Source organism: Flavobacterium erciyesense (assembly GCF_018069925.1).
Taxonomy (GTDB): domain Bacteria; phylum Bacteroidota; class Bacteroidia; order Flavobacteriales; family Flavobacteriaceae; genus Flavobacterium; species Flavobacterium erciyesense.
Map to the genome: position 1 here is coordinate 65,092 of NZ_JAGPXB010000012.1, position 16,787 is coordinate 81,878.

Sequence of the window (16,787 nt, forward strand, 5' to 3'; positions counted from 1 at the left end):
TTCATAATCTAAAAGTTTACCTCAAAGCTTTAAACATTTGTTCGATTGCTTTCTTTTTCTGTTCCATATTGGGATGAACATAGAGATTTAAGGTTGTACTGATATTAGAATGTCCCAAAAGGACACTTACGGTTTTGTAATCGCAATTACTTTCAATACACCTAGTAGCGAAACTGTGCCTTAGCCCATGAAACTTCAAATCTGGCATCTTCAAATGTTCCATTAAGTTTTTATAATAACTGCGATAAGTCCGGGGCTCAGTTGGCTTTGCATCGTTGGTTAAAACAAAAAACGATGGGTTAACAATTTTTTTAAATGGTTTGAGTATTCTTAATAAATCTTTACTTATTGGGATTTCACGTATAGAATTTTTTGTTTTTGGTGTGTCTAAAATGAGTTCTGTTTTTCTACTTCCATCTTCAATAACGTAAATACGTTGGATAGTTCTGTTAACGCTGATAACACCATTGTCTGTATCAACATCTTCCCAAGTAAGGGCACAAACTTCTCCTATACGCATACCAGAGCTTAAGCAAATATAAACCCCTAAATTTCGAAATGTAAAATGCTCTTGTATGTAATTCATAATTTTTTTCTGATCTGAACGGTTTAATACCTCAATCGTATATTTTTCTCGTTCTGTTGGAAATTGTATGTCAAATGGAATATAATCCGTCCACTTGTGTTTAGCACCATACTTAAGAATCATTTTCAGAACAATTAGAATATCCTTGATTGTTTTTTGACTTAAACCTGATTCCAATTTTTGAAATACAAAAGCCTGCACTTCTGCTTCCTCAATCGAATATTTATTACCAAATATGGGTAGTATGTGATTTTCGATTAAAAGTGTATAAGCAGAAAAACTTGATTTTTTCACGTACTGTTTTTTGTTTGTTTTCCATAGGTCAATTACCTCTAAAATTTGTTTTTGATCATTCATTATTAATTAATTTTTTTATTAATTTCAAAGGAAAGAAATAAAGAATTGAGGATTTAAATATCACTAAGGTTCCTAATTTGAGATTTCCAGGGTTTACTGAAGAATGGGAAACGAAGAAATTGGCTGATATTAATATTATAAATCCTAAAAATGAAAACTTGCCCTTTTCATTTATCTATATTGATTTGGAAAGTGTAGTTAACGGACGTTTGTTAAAAGAAGAAAGAATTTCAAAAGATGAAGCCCCGAGTAGAGCCCAAAGAAGATTAACAAAAGGTGATATATTATTTCAGATGGTAAGACCTTATCAGAAGAACAATTTGTATTTTGATAAAGAAGGTGACTATGTAGCCTCTACAGGATATGCACAAATTAGAACATTACAAAATTCTCAGTTCGTTTTTCAGTATCTACATAATCAAAAGTTTGTTGACAAAGTTATTGAAAGATGCACAGGTACAAGTTATCCGGCAATTAATTCATCAGATTTAGGAAATATTAAAATACATTATCCCAATTCCCTAGAGCAAAGCAGGATAGCATTTTTTTTTGAACTATTAGATAATCGTATTCAAACCCAAAACAAAATAATTAAGGGTTTAGAAACATTAAAGTTTACGTTGAGCAATAAAATTTTTTCCCAAGAATTGAGATTTAAGGATGGAAGTGGAAATGAATTTTCAGGATGGTCTGAACTAAAAATTGGTGACATTTTGAAAATTGGGAATGGAAAGGATTATAAACATTTAGTGCATGGTGATATTCCTGTTTTTGGAAGTGGAGGCTATATGACATCTGTCAATTCATATCTATACGATGGCGAAACAGTATGCATTGGAAGAAAAGGTACAATAAACAAACCGATGTATTACAATGGTAAAATTTGGACAGTTGATACATTATTCTATACTCATTCATTCCAATATTGTATTCCTAAATTTGTATTTCATCTTTTTCAGACAATTAATTGGTTAGAATACAATGAAGCATCGGGTGTTCCAAGTTTATCTAAAACTACAATCGAAAAAATAAAAGTAAAAATTCCATCTATTGAAGAGCAGCTTACAATTTCAAAGTTCCTTTCAGCTTTCGAACAAAAGATTGGGAACGAAAAAGAAATTTTGATGCAGCTTAAGAAACAGAAAGAATATTTATCACAGCAAATGTTTATCTAAAACTGTCTTTTTTTTTTAAAGTTTGTTGATTTTTGTAGATCGCCGTAGATTAAACAAACATATTTTGAAGCAGATACTTTTTCTGTTCTTCTAACTTTTTTAAATACCCCGTTTCCATATCAATTTTGTTATCAAAAGTACAAAGGAAATCAGCTATTTTATTCTGTTCTTCGATGCAAGGCATTTCAAATAGAATTCTTGCAAAATTTTCATAAAAAAGATAATCTCTAACTCCTCCTTCGACATTCTTAAGAACTTCTTTATTAAATTTTTCGGTTTTAAGATATTGAAATAAAAAATTATCATCTATATAGTCATTTGTTATAAAACAAACATACAAAGAACTTATAATGATGTTTTCTAAATCTCTGCTATATCCAATAGATCCAACATTTATTCTTGCAGGATTATATGCAAAAGTATACTTATCAATTACTTTGTAAAGTGTGATGTCATAACCTCTATCGTCACTGCTAATACCTTCAAATTGCTCATTTTGTGGCACAAAGCCTAATCTGTTATTTATGGAATAAACAGGTAATTTTTCATTGTTTTTATTTCTCTTGCTCACAGGCAGTGTTATCTCTCCTAACTTTTTTATTTGCCAATCAGGATAGCTAATTTCATTATCATTATTAAATCTCAATTCTCTGGAAAATATTTTTTTAATCAGCGTTTGCTTTGACAATTTTAAACCCTCAATTATTTTGTTTTGGGTTTGGATTCTTTCATCAAGCTTAGAGAGAAAAGCAGAAATTTTATTCTGTTCTTTTAAAGTTGGCAAATTAAGATTCAACATAGCTAATTGGCTTGAATATAAATGGACTACGGAAATTCCTTGTGCCAAATTTGCTATTTCCATCTTTTTTTTACTGTTTAAGTAATAGGATAAAAATACACCGTTATTTTGCGTTTTTATTATATTCAAATCACCTCCTAAGACAACTCCCGATTTTAAAACACATGAAGCAGTTGCAATATCGATCGTTGTTTCTCCAGATGCCGGAATGATAACATCATTTGCTTCACTAAGCACCAATCTTGATACATTAGCATTAGTTCTAGACTTTATTTCATCTATAGTTTCACCATAATATGTGTATAATTCTCCGTATCTTATACATTCGTAAGTACCGCCTTCTTCAATATCACTTTTTGAGATTCCTTTCCCTTTTGAAAACGTAGCTACTTCCCCCATCTTTCTAACTTCCCACTCATTATCAAACCCTGGAAATCTCAAATTAGGAACGTTACCTACTTTTAATTTTTTATTCGGCATCTCGATTATTTATTTTTCGTTATTAAAAACATTAAGGATTTAAGAAATTAAAAAACTAGTTCTAATTCTTTTAAATAAACATCTATTTCCTTATCGAGATTGGTTCGTTTTGCTTCAAGTTCTTTAATTTCGAACATTACCTTTTGGATATCAATTTCTTCTTGTTCTTCGAATGTATCCACATAACGAGGAATATTTAAATTATAATCGTTCCCAGCAACTTCTTTTAAACTAGCCAAATGACTGTATTTTTCAATTACTGTTCTATTACGATAGGTTTCTACAATCTTAGTGATGTGATTGTCTCGCAACATATTTTGATTTTTAACCTTTTCAAATTCTTTGCTGGCATCTATAAATAAAATATCATCCGGTGTTTCTCGACATTTTTTGAAAACCAAAATACATGTAGGAATACTGGTGCCATAAAAAATATTTGCAGGTAAACCAATTACTGCATCTAAGTAATTTTTTTGTTCAATTAGATATTTACGAATGTGTAATTCTGCTGCGCCACGAAACAATACGCCATGCGGCAATACAATCGCCATGGTACCGTTTTCCGCTAAATGATAAATCATATGCTGTACGAAAGCAAAATCGGCTTTACTTGCCGGAGCCAACTTTCCGTATTGACTAAAACGGTCATCATTCAGAAATAAAGGATTTGCACTCCAATTGGCAGAAAAAGGAGGATTTGCCACAATGGCTTCAAATGGCATATCATTCAAATGTTGCGGGTGCTCTAAAGTGTCCTCTTGTTTTATATTGAATTTTAGATAATGTATGCCATGGAGTATCATGTTCATACGGGCAAGATTGTACGTTGTGCGGTTCATCTCCTGTCCATAAAAATTATTGACATCTTTTACCTCTTTGGCAACACGCAACAATAGCGATCCTGAACCACAGGTAGGGTCATATACTGATTTTAATCTATTTTTACCTGTTGTAACAATCTTTGCCAGAATTTTAGAAACCTCCTGCGGGGTATAAAATTCTCCTGCCTTTTTACCTGCACCACTAGCAAACTGACCAATCAGATATTCGTAAGCATCACCTAATACATCTAGTTCAGTATGCTCCAGCTTAAAATCAATTTCATCAAGATGCACTAAAACTTTTACTATGATTGCGTTTCTTGCTTCAGCAGTCCGCCCTAAATTATTACTGTTTAAGTCCATATCTGAAAAAAGATCTTCGAAATCTTCTTCACTTTGAGTCCCCATCGTACTCAACTGAATATTGGTTAGGATTTTTTGTAAATCTTCCAGAATGAAATTATTACTACCACTGTTTCCTCTTTTTGCAATTTCACTGAAAAGCTCAGATGGCTTCAAAAAATAGCCTAAGTTTTCAAGAGCTTCCTCTTTTATTGCCTCAATATATTCTTGACCCTCTACTGTGTTTTCGTCAATATTCCTGAATTGAATATTATCATGTTCTAAAATAGAGTTGGCGAAAATTTCCATTTTTTCAGCCAAATATTTATAAAATATAAAACCTAGTATATAATCCCTGAATTCATCCGCATTCATCTTTCCTCGTAAAGTATTCGCTATATTCCAAAGCTGTTGCTCCAATATTTTTTTCTGTTCTTCTGACATTTGAAATAATTGTTTATTAAGATTAGGGATTAATAATCCTTAAGAAGGCACTAATGTAATAAACTTTTGGTGTTATGACTTATGGATATAACGAATAATCATTTTTTAGTAAAAGATAATAATCATGCAATTAAAAAGGCTCAACTAATTAGTTGAGCCTTAATTATAAATAAGAATTATCCCGAAGTAATTTATTGATTAGTTTTTCAAGTCGTTGCATCATTTCATCTTTCTCCTTCAGCATCCTCTCATACAAAGCAATCTTGTCATCGTATAGTTCAAAGGTATTTAAAATTCTTTAAAAAAAATCGATTTTTGGTAAAAACAAGCTTGCTTTTGTGAGATACAATTCCCCTTAGTCGTTACGGCACAATCTATTGCTTCCTTGCATGTACTAAACAAAAATACAATTTTTCGGATAAGTATAAACTAAAATTTAAAATTATGAGTGCAATTGAATTTTCATAGCAAAAAAGAGTTGAAGGAAGTAATTACAGACCACATTAAAACATATGCTATTTATTGTTTTGGCAGGCAAGTATCAACAAAGTTTCGGGTTTGCTCAATGATGTAAAATAAGAAAGCCGAGCATTTGCTCGGCTTTCTTTGTTCGACTACTTTTTACTTATTTCTAATAGAGACAACTTCTATATTTATCTCTTGCCCATCTTTTAAATATCCAGGATTATACATATCTCCACCCAATACATTTAAGCCAGACACTGAAATATCACATATTTTTGAAGAATCAATCTTAATTTTAACTGACCCCGTAGGATCTGTTACATATTGTCCTACTTTATCAAAAGTTTTCATTAAATACCCAATCCCTTCTTTTCTTACGATTACAGTATCAAATTTATTAACTCTACGTTGCTTGGTTTCTTTATCAACTGAATTAATTGTTATAGTAATTTGATTTTCTTTTTCCTCTTCTATTTTGGCTTTTTGGTTATCCCATACCATAGCTAAAGCATTAAAACCGAGAATTGGCGTATAATAAATAACTATAAAAACATATAAGTAAGTTAATTTGTTGAATAAGAACTCTATTGAATATGTTATAAATATTAAAAATGAAATCCAAAAAGTAAGTAATATTACCGAAACAGACATATTATTTATTAAAGAAGTTTCTACTCTTGCTAATCTATTTACTTTATCACAAAACATTAAACTTAAGACAGAAGAAGTTACACTAACTATAATACAAAATGCTAAAACAACAATATTACCTGCCAATTTATAAAAATCATTTCCAAATAAATAAAAAGATATGTACCAAAAGGGAACTAAAAATAATGAAATTGAAAGTCCTTTTATTGAAATATGTGATTCGTTTAATTCTTTTAATATTGACATTAATTGTGTATTTTCTGTTCGGTTCAACAAGCTGTCTGCCAACGTTCTGGTACTACAGCGGGTTTAGGATTAAATTAAGCCTTATTTTCGGATTTGCCAAATCATCCAAGTAAAAAACTAACTTTCCATTATGTCTAATACCCAAATCCGTTGTAGTGGCTGTTGGCGGTCGTTGTTTTTATTCACATTGTTCAATTTCACACATAATCGGCATATGGTCACTTATTTTTATCCATCTATCAAATTGTCCAATTTCAAATTTTATTATTTTTTCGGTAAATTTTTGAGTACCAAAAATGTAATCAATATGATAAGGTCTTGTTGATTTTTTTTGAAAATGTAAAGTTGGTATAGTTTCTTTGCCGTGAAGTTCTCCTGTAAACTTGTGATAAAAACTTTCGATACCAATTTCTTTAAATTCTTTTACTACATCAGAGTGATTCCACCATCTGTCCCATTCGTCCCAAATTGTGTTACTATTAAAGTCTCCTGCAATAATTGACTCATTTAATTTGTCTTTATTGACTTGTAGATATTTCCATAATTGACCTATGTAACCAAAATTAGGCGAATTATTTCTGTGTGTCCAAACAGCAAGCAAGTTAAAATCCATATTTATTTTACAAGGCAAAAAATGCTTTACTGAATGGTCTTTGAATTGGTTAGACCAATCTAATTTTTCCAACTTAATCTCTGGTTTTGCAAAAATTGCTAGTCCTTTATTTTTGTTATCTCCAATCCAAATATAATTTTCAGCCCATTCTTGATATTTTTTGTCTTTGGATTCGGATGGGTTTTCACATTCTTGAATAATATATATGTCAGCATTTAAGTCTGTAATGTTTTCAAACTTTTTCCTAAATGCTCCGTTACAATTCCAAGTTATTATTTTCAATTTCGTCTGTTTCGTTTTTTACTATGACGGCTAACGTCCCCGCGCTACAAGTAGTTTGGGATTAAATTAAGCCCATTATTCGGATTTGCTTAATCTTCCAAATACAAAACCATATTTAAATTAAGCCTAATCCCCAAATTGCTTGTAGCGTGTGTTACCTGCAGGTTATATATTCATTATCTTGTCAATTTTACTTTGAGTATTGTCTACCGTTTTTAGAAAATTTATTAAATCGGGATTTATCCATTCGACAAGACTGTATAGTTTTGTCCTTATATCAATTGCTTCAGAGCAATCAATATTATGAGCGTTAAAACATATTGGTTCACAGTGATTTACTCTATTTCTGAAACTTCGTAAATCATCAAGTTTTGAGTATAGGCTTGCTCTATCTTCTACTGCGGGTTTATTTGGGAATATGTATATAGGCTGACCACCAACTAGTGCATAATGATGTGGTAAAAAGAATGCCAACCAAAAACCAAAATTTTGATCGGATATTATTTTTCCACTTGTAATTGGAATTCCTCTCCGTGTCAAATTATTTTCTGTTTTACGGACTGAACTTCTAAGAAAATTATGAGAACTATTCAAAGAAGGATGACTCATAAAGCCAGATTTTTGATTAATTATCCAATCTGGGTCAGCAAAATGAGTTGACATTTTTAAACAAAGAGCATTTCTTAAAATAACTTCAAATTGGCTCAGAATAGGATGAAATGCTTGAGCTAATCTTATATTTGCATTATATAATCTTTTTGCTCTTTCATTATTATTCGCAGTTGCTGCTAAATAGCGATTATATCTTGGTCTCGATAAATATTTATAGCGTAAATCTTTTTTCATATGTGTTGCAATTTAAATATTTATTTGTAAATTTGCAACATATAGACTTGATAAAGCCTCTTTCCTTCGTGGAAACGTAATTAAGTAAAAGATTAAAAAAAGGGTTCTTAAATTTAAGAGCCCTTTTTGTTTTTAGTCCCATCGTGTTGATAACTTGCAGGTAACGTCAGTCTGTGAAAAAACCTCCGTTGTATTAGCACCAAATATAGCAAAATACTTGTATAAAAAGAAGATTATTCTTATTTTTAAGAATGCAACACATCACCGGAATTTCCCGCCAACAAATTCGTTTTTCAAGTTTAGAAGACACTATAGGTCCTGATAATCAGGTACGCTTTATTGATGCCTTTGTAGAGAATATGAACCTTTCTAAGCTCGAATTTGCTATAAAAACGCTCAAGACCGAAGGTCGCCCAAGTTTCAATAGTAAAGTGTTTCTAAAAATGTATTTATACGGCTATCTTAACGGAATCAGGAGTGGTCGCAATCTAGAAAAGGAATGTTTGAGAAACATCGAAATGCAATGGCTTTTAGAAGACATTCGTCCCAATTACCACAGTATTACCGATTTCAGAAAAAACAACCCAGTTGCTTTAAAGAACACCTTCAAACTATTTGTTTCCTTCTTGAAAGAAGCCGATTTGATAGGCGGAGAAACCATTGCTATCGATGGCACCAAAAGCCGAGCCCACAATAGCAAAAAAGCCAACTTCAACCAAAAGAAAATCGACAAACACCTTGAATATATTGAAAGTAAAACCCAAGAATACCTAGACGCTTTGGAAGAAAATGATGCTAAAGAAAACCCGGCTAAAATCCAAAACATTCAACAAAAGATAGAACGATTAAAGCAAAACAAAATCCGCTATGAATTGCTGGAAGAAAAGCTGAAAGAAAGTGGTGAACCTCAAATAAGCACCACCGATGGCGATGCCAGGGCATTGTTGGTTCAAGGGCAGGTGGTTGAAATCTCCTTCAATATGCAAGCGGCAGTAGATGCCAAACACAATCTTGTGGTGGCTACCCACACGATCAACCGTAATGATCGCAGTGCTTTATCGGCAATAGCTATCGAGGCCAAAGAGAATCTAGGGATTGACACCTATACAGCTTTAGTTGATAAAGGCTATCATAACGGGCGGGAAATGGAAGCCTGCAAACAGGCCAAGATCACTACAATTGTAGCACAGCCCGAACAAGGAAAAAGTAACGAAAACGGCACAACTACCGATTATCTAGTAGCCCAATTTAAATACGACAAAACAACCGATACCTACACTTGTCCACAAGGAGAAACACTCAAAACTACAGGAAGGTGGCACAAGAAAACTAGCTTAAAAGACAGTTATGAGTTTAAAAAATATCGAACGCCAAAATGTAAAGAATGTCCAGTAAAGCATTTATGTACCAGTAGAGCAGCAGGTCGGGAAATAGACCGCAGTCAATATGCCGATGCCGTAGAAGAAAACAACAAGCGCTATCATGAAAATCCACAGCTCTACCGCAAGCGACAGGAAATCAACGAACATATTTTTGGCACCATCAAACGGCAATGGGGCTATAACCATACCAACTTAACGGGATTAGAAAAAGTAAATGGAGAACACAGCCTGATTATGCTGGTGTATAATATCAAACGCAGTATCAATATCCTCGGCGTTCCCGAGCTCATTGCCAAACTCAAAAAATGGAACCCACCCTACAAGGTAAAAGTCTTGTTTTTACTAAAAATGGAGCATTTAAAGCTAAATTTAGAACACTATTTCTATCAAACTAAATTTGTAGCCTAAAAAAAACGACTCGTTAAATGTCTTCTATTTTAGTCTTGAGCAGAATTATCTAAAGATTTTGAAAGTGAAATAAGGTTTTTTCACAGCCTGACGTTCTTGCGCTTGGCGAGGTTGGGGAATAAAGATGCGAGATTTTCGGTTAATCACTTTTAATTAAGTACAAAACCAACTTTCCATTAAGCCAATTGTCCAAATCCGTTGTAGTAGATGTTGGCGGTTAGCTTTTTCTTATGCCAAATAGAGTTTAACTTTCGAACTTATTGATTGTAGATTCGAAAGATATGATTCCATGACATTAAAATGCTTTTCTGTTATTGATTCCATATCTATGAATGCACTGTTAACTTGATTACCAATATCATTAATTTCAATCGCGTTCAAATCTTCCGGCACATATTCAAATGCGATATTAATTAAAGGTACAACGAACTCAGAATTCAATTTTGATCTGTCTTTTAATCCATTGTTATCGATAATCGACGTATCTTGGGACGTCTTCAAAATCAATTCAGTATATCTCGGCATAAATTTATCATCGTCGTGAAATTTCCATTTCTTTACACCCTCGTCTATAATAATTGATTCCGCCCTAACATTACAAATTGAAAAATACTTTGTATAAAGAAGTTGACGATATAAATAGAATTTACTTTCATGATAATTATATTTTTTCAAGTATGATCTAACTTCATCTCTTAACGACTCTCTAAAATCATAAAGTGTGTATAATGATGTCATCAAATTATTTATATTACTAATAGCCTCAATATTATTAAAACCAGCATTTTTATATAAATATTTGACATTTATAAATTGTAGAAAATCAACTTGAATGGCAGAATGAAATATTAATTTGAAATCTTTATTGACAATATAACTTTGTAAATCAATAATTTGTTTTTCAATAGCACTATTTAATTCTATTAGACTATTTTTGAATAATTGAACTTCTGAATTTTGAATGTTTAAATCTTCTGTATTTCTATCAATCTTCTCCTTTTTATAAATTCTTTCCGCAAGATAAAATGCAAGAAATATACTCGCAGTACTGATAACTAAAGAACTAATTAACGAAAACCAATCAAACCAATTGGGAGTAGCTTGACTAAATTCTCCAAATTGAAAATTAAAGAATGAATTCATATTATCTCTTTAGTATTTACGTTCTTTAAAATTACCGCCAATGTTCTGGTACTACAGCGTCTTTGGTACTAAATTAAGCCCTATTCTCGGATTTACCAAATCATCCCAAATACAAAAACAACTTCCCATTAAGCCTATTGCCCAAATCCGTTGTAGTGGCTATTGGCAGAAGTAATTTTTAAGGTTTTGAATATGGTTCTTTGTCAATTATTGCTTTTCTTATTTTTGCTTTAAAATATTGTGTCAAGTCTTTTTCATTTTCAAGAATATTAATAAATTCTTCAAGGTCAGTTAGCACTAAAATGGCTTTATTAACTAATGCTTCTTTACTTGCAATAATTCCTGAATCTGAAAAACCTGATGCAGAAATAAAAATTCCTTGCGCACTTGTTCTGTGATAAATTCTTCCTAAATGTGCAAAAATATCCTCACTTCCAATTTTGTCTTTTTTCCATTTCATTTCAACCAAATAAATTTGGTTATCAATTTCTATTACTCCATCAATTTGTTCAATAATTCCTTCACCATTATCTCCTTTGCGAGCAAATGCTTCTCTAACAAGTATTCCGTAAATGGAAAAAAGTGAATTTAAAACACCTTCTAATTTTTTACCTCTTTCTTGGGGATTAGTTATACTGAAAAGACCATAAAAATCTTTTTTAGTTAATTCAATCTGTTCAGTTCGCTTTTTTATTTCTGCAACTTTTTTATTATAATCTTCACTATGTTTTGCTTGTGCATTTTCTTTTTCCTGTTTCATTCTTGTAAATGTATCTTTTACGTTTACAATATTTCTAATTTCTGCAACAAGTCCTTTTGCTTTATATTGGTCCGTTTCCCAACAATTAGTAAATGATTCAAATTCTACAACACGTTTTAAAAGTTCCCTTCTTTCTCGAATGTAAGCATCTGTTTTTTCATTTATTCTTGTTAGAATAGTTCTGGCAATTTCATATTTATTAATACTATCCTTATTAGAATCTAGTTTATCAGAAAGGTCTTTAAGCAATTTATCTGCAATTCCTGCACCACGAAAAAATAAAATCACCGATTTTTTTGAACGGTTCAAGATGGGTATAGTTTCAACAAGAAGCTCAAAGAGTTCTGGTGGATAATGAAATGTGTCGGTTTGATTCATTTTAGTTTTTTCTGGTATTATTTCTGCCAACTAGTGGATAGTTCTGATAAAATCAGACCTATCACACCAAATTTAGAAAGATAGGTCTGACTGCGGTCAGACTTTGTTTCAGATCAAATGTATAAATATTTTTTTACAAATCATCAAATGGACTTTTTATCTGCTGAATACTTTTCGTACTTACATAAGTATAAATTTCAGTTGTTTTACTACGATTATGATCCGGTAATTCTTGTATATATCTTCGAACTGAGCTTAGTATATACATCCTTTTTGGTTAAATTACTGAAAGTTCATTTCGATAATTTATATTCAATAACTAACGTACAAAACCCTTTCTAAAATTCTTTACGGTTTTCCAAATAGGCAATAAAAAAAATGCCTAAGCATCTTTTTATTTCATTTTTTTTATCCGTTATAGTTCTCTATCTGTGTTTACTTATTTTACTTCCGTTTTGCATTCTCTTTAATAAACTTATCTACATTAATTTCTACATTTAAGATATTGATAGTTTTGAGATTTAATGCTTTTCCAAGAAAAATTAATTTTTCTAACGTAGGATTAGCACTACCTCTTTCGATTGTACCAATTAAATGTTTTGTTAAACCAATATTTTTATCAGCAAGTTCTTGCTGAGAAATATTTCCATTATTATAGTCTGAGCTTGGTATTTTTTCACGGAGTTTTCTCATTTCCTCTCCTAACTTTTCTTTTTCAGTCACATCGTTTTTATTAGCTTTTGCTAAAATTCATTCTTATTTACGAAATTAATGGTATGATATATCATACCGTGTTATTTTTTTTATTATGTTTGTAATATAATTGCATATTAAATGTAATTTTGCGATTCTTCATATAAAATATTTGAAGCATTCGCTTTGAATCTCGCGTCGAAAAACTGGTACTTTAAGCAACGAGATGATAAGTTAGATGCTCACGTCCCATGGCGTGGGCTCACTTATTGTTGCACGGTATACCAGTACCTTCGGCGCAATAAGCTGAGTTCCATGCCATTTTTTATGCGCAAAAGTTACTCCCTTTTATTCTTAGCAAATCTTCTTTTTATAGTATCGTAAATCAATGAATTTATTGAATTAGTTTGTTTGGAAACGCACTGCCTGCGTTGGGCTGCAACTGGCAACGGCAGTGTACTTTCCTAAAAAAAACAACATCAATTCAAAAGCCTTTGCACCCAAAAAAAGAGTGCTCTCAAGATCTGTGGTAACAGCAATAGCGCAAATCGAAATAATAAATTGAAAAACAGGAAACAAACAAGGAAAACATGAAATACTATAAAACTATAAAAGCTACTTTAATTCTAGCTTTCATTACACTGATAATTTGTTGGCTTTATGGTTCCGATGCTTTTATATAAATAGCAATAACTAAGAAAAATAACTATTTATTTTCACATCACACAGCGTGCTTAGATGTAATAACACCTAATAATATTCAGATAACGCCTATGACTTAAAAAATAAAAATCTATGCCTTAGCGCTTTCGAGGCTAATCACAAAAAAAGGCCCTCTAACTCTTCTTGGCGGACGAATAGAGGACCAAAGCAAACTAAACCGAAGTCTCATTTAACCAATTCAAAAGTATGAAAAAAAAATCATTTTTGAAGTTTTGGACAACAACACAACTGTCCAAACTGTACTGCATCCTTTTCCTGTGCTTCTTTGCAGGATTAAATGCTCAAACACGATCTATTAAAGGCAAAATCACCGATGATACCAGCACAGTTCCTGGCGTAACCATAAAGGTTAACAATAAGCCAACAACAGCATTTTCTGATGAAAATGGAAATTACACAATACTAGCAGCTGAGAATGATGTTTTGGTTTTTTCCTATCTAGGCTATAAAACGATTCAAATTGTAGTTGCAAATCAAGCAACTATTAATGTAAAATTGACTGAAGATGCAACGACTTTAAAAGAAATCGTAATAAATGCTGGATATTATTCTATTAAAGAAAAAGAGCAAACCGGTAGCATTGCGAGAATGACTGCGAAAGACATCGACAAGCAACCTGTCACAAATGTATTAGCCGCAATGCAAGGAAGAATGGCAGGTGTCAATATCATTCAAGATGGGGGAACTCCCGGCGGTGGTTTCCAAATTAAAATTAGAGGTCGTAACAGTATTCGCCTTGATGGAAATGAACCATTATACATTATTGATGGAGTTCCCTATTCAAACGAGTCCATAGGAAGTGCGAACACATCAACGGCATTACCAAGCCAAGCCAGCCCGCTCAACAGTATTAATCCCAATGATATAGAAAATATCGAAGTATTAAAAGATGCCGATGCGACTGCAATTTACGGCTCAAGGGGAGCAAACGGTGTGGTCTTAATTACTCGAAAAAAAGGAAAGTCAGGTAAAACAAACATTTCAGTAACTGCCTCAACAGCCGTTGGTACAGCGACTAAATTTGTAGATCTGATGAATACGGAGCAGTATCTGTCGATGCGTAAACAAGCATTTATCAATGATGGAATTCCAATATCGGATACTGATTATGATGTAAATGGAGCTTGGGATCAAACTCGATATACCAATTGGCAAAAGGAATTATTAGGCGGTTCAGCAAAAATTAATGACTTTAGAACCAGTATCTCTGGTGGTAGTGAAACAACACAATTCTTGATGAGTGGGAACTACAGAACCGAGGGAACAGTCCTTCCGGGAGATTTCAGGTACATTAAAGGAGGGATTCTTAGCTCAATAAACCACACTTCTTTAGATAAGAAATTCAAAATCTCTTTTTCGGGAAATTATACGGCACAAGACAATCTACAAGCAGCGACAGATTTGACATTAACAGCGCGTTATTTGGCACCAAACGCTCCCGCACTCTACGATTCAAATGGAAATTTAAACTGGGAAAATGATACCTTCGAAAATCCTTTGGCACCTCTAAAAAGCACCTACCGTGCGAACACCAATGACTTGGTGGCCAACAGTGTGTTGTCATATGAACTAATTCCAGGTTTAGAAATAAAATCAAACTTTGGTTTTACCGATTTAAAAACCAAAGAAGTGCGAACGATACCATCCACCATTTACAATCCCGTTTACGAAGTTGGGAGTGACAATTCCTTAATGTACTTAAACCTTACCAGCAGACAATCATGGATTATAGAGCCACAACTAAGAGGTTTCAAAAATTTTGGAAACCACAAATTTGATGTGCTACTGGGGATGACTAGCCAACAGCAACGTACAGAACGCCTATTCCAATCGGGTATTGGTTTTGCAAACAACAATCTGATTAACAACTTAGCTTCTGCAATTACAAAAAACACAACCAATAGCGATACTTTTTTATACCGTTATCAAGCTTTTTTTGGTCGCATCAATTACAGTTACGACGAAAAATACTTTTTAAACTTTACAGGTCGTCGGGATGGTTCCAGCCGATTTGGACCAGGCAAACAATATGCTAATTTTGGTGCTATTGGTGCCGCATGGATTTTTAGCAAAGAAAAATTCAATCCAGAAAACAGTAAAATGAGTTTTGGAAAACTCCGTTTTAGTTATGGAACTACGGGCAATGATCAAATTGGAGATTATCAGTTTTATGATACCTACGGTACAACTGGTGCTAATTATCAGGGCATAATTGGGTTACAACCTACACGACTTTATAATGCCGATTTTGGATGGGAAACCAATCGTAAACTAGAATTAGCTTTAGAAACTGGTTTTTTTAAAGACAGAATTTTTAGTACGCTAGCGTTGTATAGGAATCGTTCGTCGGATCAATTGGTGGGTATTCCTATGCCAGCTACAACAGGTTTCTTGTCATTGAATGCGAATCTTGATGCTACCGTTGAAAATTCAGGTTTTGAATTTTCCGTACGAACCCTAAATATTGATTCAAACTCTTTTAAATGGTCAACAAACTTCAATGTGGCCGTTTCAAAAAATAAATTACTTTCTTTCCCGAATCTTTCAGGTTCCACTTTTGCAAATCGGTATGTGATTGGACAATCAATTGATATTGTAAAATTATACCAAAGCAAAGGTGTTAATCCACAAACAGGATTATACGATTTTGAAGATTTAAATGGGGATGGAAGCATAACAGCAGGCGACAAGCAAATTATTAAGGACTTATCTCCTAAATATTTTGGAGGCATCCAAAACCAATTGGACTATAAAAATTGGCAATTGGATTTTTTATTGCAGTTCGTAAAAAGAGACAATTACGATTACATTTCAAATGTTCCGGGAGGTGGTCAAGTAAACCAAAGCAACACTATTGGCGATGCTTGGCAGCAAATTGGGAATCAAAGCAGTTCGCAACTGCATACTACGGGACTAAATGGTGCAGCGGTAAGCACCTATTATAGGTACATAGAAAGTGATGCCGTAATTACAGACGGCTCTTTCATCAGACTAAAAAATATATCACTTTCCTATGATATTCCGTTACAAGCGACCACTAATGTAAAATGCAAACTTTTTATTCAAGGTCAAAACCTACTGACATTTACATCTTACAAAGCAGGTGATCCCGAGTTTAAGTTCTCAGGATTCCTCCCTCCGCTAAAAGTGATCAGTGGCGGAATGACATTAAACTTTTAATCCTCAAAAAAAT

Annotated in this window: 12 protein-coding genes; 3 read left to right on the forward strand and 9 right to left on the reverse strand. The window is 32.7% G+C overall.

All coding sequences use genetic code 11. The annotated features are described in order from the left end of the window. Positions 1-16: 16 nt before the first annotated feature. Positions 17-943, reverse strand: a complete 927-nt coding sequence (locus KBJ98_RS11995) for a tyrosine-type recombinase/integrase (RefSeq protein ID WP_210790986.1) — start codon at positions 941-943, stop codon at positions 17-19. 77 nt (positions 944-1,020) lie between these two features. Here KBJ98_RS11995 and KBJ98_RS12000 point away from each other — a divergent pair, with 77 nt between their 5' ends. Beyond that, positions 1,021-2,118, forward strand: coding sequence for a restriction endonuclease subunit S (locus KBJ98_RS12000; RefSeq protein WP_225899123.1), 1,098 nt, complete (start codon positions 1,021-1,023; stop codon positions 2,116-2,118). Positions 2,119-2,167: 49 nt separating this feature from the next. Here KBJ98_RS12000 and KBJ98_RS12005 read toward each other — a convergent pair whose 3' ends face one another. The 5 genes from KBJ98_RS12005 to KBJ98_RS12025 all read right to left on the reverse strand — a co-directional run bounded on the left by KBJ98_RS12005 (position 2,168) and on the right by KBJ98_RS12025 (position 8,107). Further along, positions 2,168-3,397 carry a restriction endonuclease subunit S gene (locus KBJ98_RS12005; RefSeq protein WP_210790987.1) on the reverse strand — a complete coding sequence of 410 codons (1,230 nt, stop codon included), beginning with the start codon at positions 3,395-3,397 and terminating at the stop codon, positions 2,168-2,170. A gap of 47 nt (positions 3,398-3,444) precedes the next feature. After that, a complete protein-coding gene (locus KBJ98_RS12010; RefSeq protein ID WP_210790988.1) occupies positions 3,445-5,004 on the reverse strand; it encodes a type I restriction-modification system subunit M in 1,560 nt (519 codons plus the stop codon). Between the two features lie 621 nt (positions 5,005-5,625). Further along, on the reverse strand, positions 5,626-6,366 hold the full coding sequence (locus tag KBJ98_RS12015) for a proton-conducting transporter membrane subunit (protein WP_210790990.1): 741 nt from the start codon (positions 6,364-6,366) through the stop codon (positions 5,626-5,628). A 178-nt stretch (positions 6,367-6,544) separates the two neighbouring features. Continuing rightward, the gene (locus KBJ98_RS12020; protein WP_132067606.1) at positions 6,545-7,261 is read right to left on the reverse strand and encodes an endonuclease/exonuclease/phosphatase family protein; all 717 of its coding nucleotides are present in this window, start codon (positions 7,259-7,261) and stop codon (positions 6,545-6,547) included. 165 nt (positions 7,262-7,426) lie between these two features. Then, the gene (locus KBJ98_RS12025) at positions 7,427-8,107 is read right to left on the reverse strand and encodes a hypothetical protein (RefSeq protein ID WP_132067610.1); all 681 of its coding nucleotides are present in this window, start codon (positions 8,105-8,107) and stop codon (positions 7,427-7,429) included. A 251-nt stretch (positions 8,108-8,358) separates the two neighbouring features. Between KBJ98_RS12025 and KBJ98_RS12030 the strand changes: the two genes are divergently transcribed. Beyond that, positions 8,359-9,897 carry an IS1182 family transposase gene (locus KBJ98_RS12030; RefSeq protein WP_225899124.1) on the forward strand — a complete coding sequence of 513 codons (1,539 nt, stop codon included), beginning with the start codon at positions 8,359-8,361 and terminating at the stop codon, positions 9,895-9,897. A 228-nt stretch (positions 9,898-10,125) separates the two neighbouring features. Here KBJ98_RS12030 and KBJ98_RS12035 read toward each other — a convergent pair whose 3' ends face one another. The 3 genes from KBJ98_RS12035 to KBJ98_RS12045 all read right to left on the reverse strand — a co-directional run bounded on the left by KBJ98_RS12035 (position 10,126) and on the right by KBJ98_RS12045 (position 12,901). Continuing rightward, positions 10,126-11,040, reverse strand: coding sequence for a hypothetical protein (locus tag KBJ98_RS12035; protein ID WP_210790992.1), 915 nt, complete (start codon positions 11,038-11,040; stop codon positions 10,126-10,128). Positions 11,041-11,218: 178 nt separating this feature from the next. Then, positions 11,219-12,208 (reverse strand): restriction endonuclease, encoded by a 990-nt coding sequence (locus KBJ98_RS12040; RefSeq protein ID WP_225899125.1) that lies wholly within the window; start codon positions 12,206-12,208, stop codon positions 11,219-11,221. 414 nt (positions 12,209-12,622) lie between these two features. Continuing rightward, the gene (locus tag KBJ98_RS12045; RefSeq protein WP_113666504.1) at positions 12,623-12,901 is read right to left on the reverse strand and encodes a helix-turn-helix domain-containing protein; all 279 of its coding nucleotides are present in this window, start codon (positions 12,899-12,901) and stop codon (positions 12,623-12,625) included. Between the two features lie 879 nt (positions 12,902-13,780). Between KBJ98_RS12045 and KBJ98_RS12050 the strand changes: the two genes are divergently transcribed. Further along, on the forward strand, positions 13,781-16,774 hold the full coding sequence (locus tag KBJ98_RS12050) for a SusC/RagA family TonB-linked outer membrane protein (protein ID WP_210790994.1): 2,994 nt from the start codon (positions 13,781-13,783) through the stop codon (positions 16,772-16,774). Positions 16,775-16,787 lie beyond the last annotated feature (13 nt).